Below are 4,424 nucleotides of genomic sequence, written 5' to 3' on the forward strand. Positions count from 1 at the left end.
ACCTCGTCGCGCGGACGGGATTCGGGCTTGCCGCCGCGTCCTTTGCCCCTGGCCTTGTCCTTGCCGCCGTCCTTGCCGCGCCGGCCGCCGCGGGGCCGGTCTTCCTCGGACCATTCCAACTGTTCGATACCCTCGACGGCCAGGCGTGGGATCGGGTGGCCGATCAGGGCCTCGATCGCCCCGGCCAGGGTGCGGTCGAACGGCGTGGCCAGGCTGTAGGCGTGGCCGGTGCGTCCGGCGCGGCCGGTGCGTCCGATGCGGTGGACATAATCCTCGGCATGGAAGGGCAGGTCGAAATTGAAGACGTGGGACAGGCCGCCGATATCGATGCCGCGCGCGGCGACGTCGGAGCAGACCAGGATCTTGAGATCGCCCGCCTTGAAGCGTTCCAGCGTGGCGAAGCGCACTGATTGCGGCAGGTCGCCATGCAGGGCGCCGGCGGCGAAATCATGCTTGACGAGCGATTTGCACAGGATGTCGACATCGCGCTTGCGGTTGCAGAACACGATGGCGTTCTGCACCGCCTCGTCACGCAGCATATGGCGCAGGGCGCGGCGCTTCTCGGTTTCGTCGACGATCACCAGCCCGGCCTCGATCGTCGTGGCGACCGAGGAGGGGCGGCTGACGGTGATCTCTTTCGGGTTCTGCAGGAACATGTCCGCCAGGCGCCGGATTTCGGGCGCCATGGTGGCCGAGAAGAACAGGGTCTGCCGCAGGGGCGAGAGCATGCCGACGATCTTCTCGATATCCGGGATGAAGCCCATGTCGAGCATGCGGTCGGCTTCGTCGATCACCAGCAGCTTGGTCTGGTTCAGCAGCAGGCCGCCCCGTTCGAACAGGTCGATCAGCCGCCCTGGGGTCGCGATCAGCACGTCGACGCCGCGATTGAGCACGTCCTTCTGCTCGGCCATGCTCTCGCCGCCGATCAGCAGGGCGTGGTTCAGCTTGAGGTATTTGCCGTAATTGACAAAATTCTCGGCGACCTGCAGCGCCAGCTCGCGTGTCGGCTCCAGAATCAGGGAGCGCGGCATGCGGGCCCGGGCGCGCGAGCCGGAGAGGATTTCCAGCATCGGCAGGGTGAAGGAGGCGGTCTTGCCGGTGCCGGTCTGCGCCACGCCCAGCACGTCGCGGCCCATCAGGACATACGGGATGGCCTGGGCCTGGATCGGCGTGGGATGGCGGTAGCCCATCTCGTCGATCGCGCGCAGGATCGGCGCTGCCAGGCCGAGGTCGGAGAAGAGCGGATGCTCGGGTTCGGCCTGCGCCTCGGCCGGGGAGTCCGCGCCGGTTCCGGCGCCCGGCCCGTCGGCCGGCGGCTGCCCGTCGGCATGCGACTCCGTGCCCGAATCGGACGGAGCATAGGATGCGGGATGGTGTTCGGCGTCATGCGCGGCCGATGGGGAGGCGTTCGTCTTGGCGCTCAAAATTCTCTCGAACGTGTCAGTGGTGTGGTCCCGTTCGTTCCGCCACGATGCGGTTCGGCAGGCATGGTGGCCTGATTTCCTGCGACGAAGCAGGGCCTTGCGAAAATGAAGGCGAATCCCCCGATTCCGCGTGTTCGTCCGTATCGGCAAATGGAACGAAAATCAAGCGTGGCGCGTTGCATAAACGGGTTCGTGCCTTCGGCATCGCGCGGGCCCGTGGCATCGGGTCTCTGGGAGGTGTCGTGGTTAACGTCGAACCGCAGAAAATCGAAGATTATGGACTGATCGGCGATGGGCGAAGCTGCGCCCTGATAGGACGGAACGGTTCGATCGACTGGCTGTGCTGGCCGCGTTTCGACAGCCCGGCCTGTTTCGCCGCCCTGCTGGGCAATGGCGAGAACGGGCATTGGCTGCTGGCCCCGGACGAAGAGCGCGGCGGCGCGCTGATCACGGTGACGCGGACCTATCGCCAGCAGGGCATGGTGCTGGAGACGGTGTTCGAGACCCATGGCGGGGTGGTGGCCATCCTGGATTTCATGGCGATCGGGACCGAGACCCCGACGCTGATCCGGATCGTCGAGGGGCGGCGCGGTGCGGTGCCGGTGCTGAACTGGCTGGTGCTGCGGTTCGACTATGGCCTGTCGGTGCCCTGGGTGACGCGCCTGCCGGACAATATGGGCATTACCGCCATCGCCGGCCCGTCGCGCTGCGTGCTGCGCTGCCCGGTCGCGCTGCATGGCGAGGGGCGCCATACCGTGTCGCGCTTCATCGTGTCGGAGGGCGACCAGGTGCCGTTCGTGATGACGCATCTGGAATCGCACGGGCCGGTGCCGGACCCGATCGACGCGCTGGCCGCGCTGCGCCGGACCGAGCAGTTCTGGTCGGACTGGATCGCGCGCTGCACGTACAAGGGCGTGCATGCGCCGGCGGTGCGGCGGTCGCTGCTGACCCTGAAGGCGCTGATCTATCAGCCCACGGGGGGGATCGTCGCCGCGGCCACGACCTCGCTGCCCGAGGAGCTGGGCGGCGAGCGCAACTGGGATTACCGCTATTGCTGGCTGCGCGATGCGTCGCTGACACTGATCGCGATCATGGCGGGCGGCTATTACGAAGAGGCGATGCAGTGGCGCAACTGGCTGCAGGCGGCGGTGGCAGGCAGCCCCGACCAGGTGCAGATCATGTACGGGATCGGCGGCGAGCGCCTGCTGAACGAATGGGAGGCCGGGTGGCTGCCCGGCTATGCCAAGTCGGTGCCGGTGCGGATCGGCAACGCGGCCGCCGGACAATTGCAGTTGGACGTGTATGGCGAGGCGATCTCGGCGCTGCATGTCGCGCGCCAGACGCGGCTGTGCGCGATCACGGATGGCTGGCGCCTGCAGGTCGGGCTTCTGGAGCATCTGGCGAGCATCTGGAAGGAGCCCGACGAGGGCATGTGGGAGGTGCGGGGCGGACGGCGCCATTTCACCGTCTCGAAGATCTCATGCTGGCTGGCGTTCGACCGGGCCATTCGCGATGCCGAGAAATACGGGCTGGAAGCGCCGCTGGAGGAATGGAAGGCCCTGCGGCAGGATATCCATGACGCGGTCTGCCGGGACGGGTTCAACGCGGACAAGAACAGCTTCGTCCAGTATTTCGGCGGCAAGGGGCTGGATGCCGGGCTGCTGCTGATCCCGGTGGTGGGATTTCTGCCGGCGGAGGATCCGCGCGTGGCCGGGACGATCGCGGCGGTCGAGCGCGAATTGCTGGACGAGCACGGATTCGTCCGCCGCTATATCCCCGATCATGCCGTCGAAGGGGTCGCGGGGGGCGAGGGGGCGTTCATCGCCTGTTCCTTCTGGCTGGTGAACGCCTATGTCGCGCAGGGGCGGCTGGAAGAGGCGCACGCCCTGTTCAACCGGCTGCTGGCGCTGCGCAGCGACCTGGGCCTGCTGGCCGAGGAATATGACGCCCGGAGCGGGCGGCAGGTGGGAAATTTCCCGCAGGCCTTTTCGCACCTGTCGCTGATCAACACGGCGGCGATCCTGAGCGCCGGCCGGATCACCACCATGGGGGCGCCGCCGCTGCCGCAGCTATAGTGCCCGCATGGTGTGGGGTGGCCCCGGGGTCGGGTCCGGTCAGAGGCCGCGCGCCATGGCGGCGGCGAGGATGGTGAGCACGCCGAGCCCGGTATTGGCCAGCACCAGCGCGCGGATGCTGTCGAAGATGGCCGGTTGCGGCCGGATGGCGCGGCGGGCCTTCTGGAACGGGCCGAAATAGATGCGGGCGAACAGGGCCGCCATCGCCAGGCCCAGCAATTGCATGGCGTTGACCTGCCATGGGACGGCGGCGAATCCGCCCTCGTGCAGGACCAGCAGCCAGCCGGAGACCAGCACCGTCGGCATGAGGTGCCACACCATGCGGAAGAAGCGGGTCAGGGTCTGCAGATGGACCGAGGCGCGCTGGGTCGCGTCCAGCAGGCCCAGGCTGGGCCGCAGGACGAACACGGCATGGACCATGCCGCCGACCCAGGCGGTCATGCCCAGGATATGGATCGCGAGCACGAGGCTCCAGAGGATGGAGGAGGTCATATCTGCTCCGCTGGCAAATGGAGGGCGGCCCGCGTGACGGGGCGGACGCGGCGATGCTATGTGTGATCGCCAATTCCGCAACGCGGCGCAAGGCCGTTGCTCGCGGGGTCCCCATGGTTGGGTCCAGGGCTGGGTTCAAGGCTGGATCTGGGGAGGAGGCGGGCTGGGGAGTGTCCGATGGAACGGTGCACATGTCTCTGATCGCGGACCTGATCCTGCCTGATCCCGAGCAGATGGGGCGGATCGACCGGGAAGGCAGCCGCACGGTGCCGGTCTACGACCTGATGGAAAATGCCGGGCGGGCGGTGGCACGGGCGGTGCGCCGCCATGTGGCTCCGTGCCGGGTGTTGGTGCTGTGCGGTCCGGGCAATAATGGCGGGGACGGCTATGTCGCCGCGCGCCGGCTGGCTCAGGCGGGCTGGCCGGTGGCGGT

Annotated in this window: 4 protein-coding genes; 2 read left to right on the plus strand and 2 right to left on the minus strand. The window is 67.7% G+C overall.

Annotated elements, in window-relative coordinates; genetic code table 11:
• Nucleotides 1-1,424, minus strand: a 1,424-nt coding sequence (locus HUK84_RS11270) for a DEAD/DEAH box helicase (RefSeq protein ID WP_246285624.1), incomplete at its 3' end; no start/stop codon positions are given.
• A gap of 242 nt (nt 1,425-1,666) precedes the next feature.
• On the opposite strand from HUK84_RS11270, the gene HUK84_RS11275 reads away from it, so the two are divergent.
• Nucleotides 1,667-3,499 (plus strand): glycoside hydrolase family 15 protein, encoded by a 1,833-nt coding sequence (locus HUK84_RS11275; RefSeq protein WP_176640382.1) that lies wholly within the window; start codon nt 1,667-1,669, stop codon nt 3,497-3,499.
• A gap of 39 nt (nt 3,500-3,538) precedes the next feature.
• Here HUK84_RS11275 and HUK84_RS11280 read toward each other — a convergent pair whose 3' ends face one another.
• The gene (locus HUK84_RS11280) at nt 3,539-3,991 is read right to left on the minus strand and encodes a CopD family protein (RefSeq protein ID WP_176640383.1); all 453 of its coding nucleotides are present in this window, start codon (nt 3,989-3,991) and stop codon (nt 3,539-3,541) included.
• A 191-nt stretch (nt 3,992-4,182) separates the two neighbouring features.
• On the opposite strand from HUK84_RS11280, the gene HUK84_RS11285 reads away from it, so the two are divergent.
• Nucleotides 4,183-4,424: NAD(P)H-hydrate epimerase (locus HUK84_RS11285; RefSeq protein WP_281362794.1), on the plus strand; the 242-nt coding region annotated here is incomplete at its 3' end.

The organism is Nguyenibacter vanlangensis, from assembly GCF_013376155.1.
Taxonomy (GTDB): domain Bacteria; phylum Pseudomonadota; class Alphaproteobacteria; order Acetobacterales; family Acetobacteraceae; genus Gluconacetobacter; species Gluconacetobacter vanlangensis.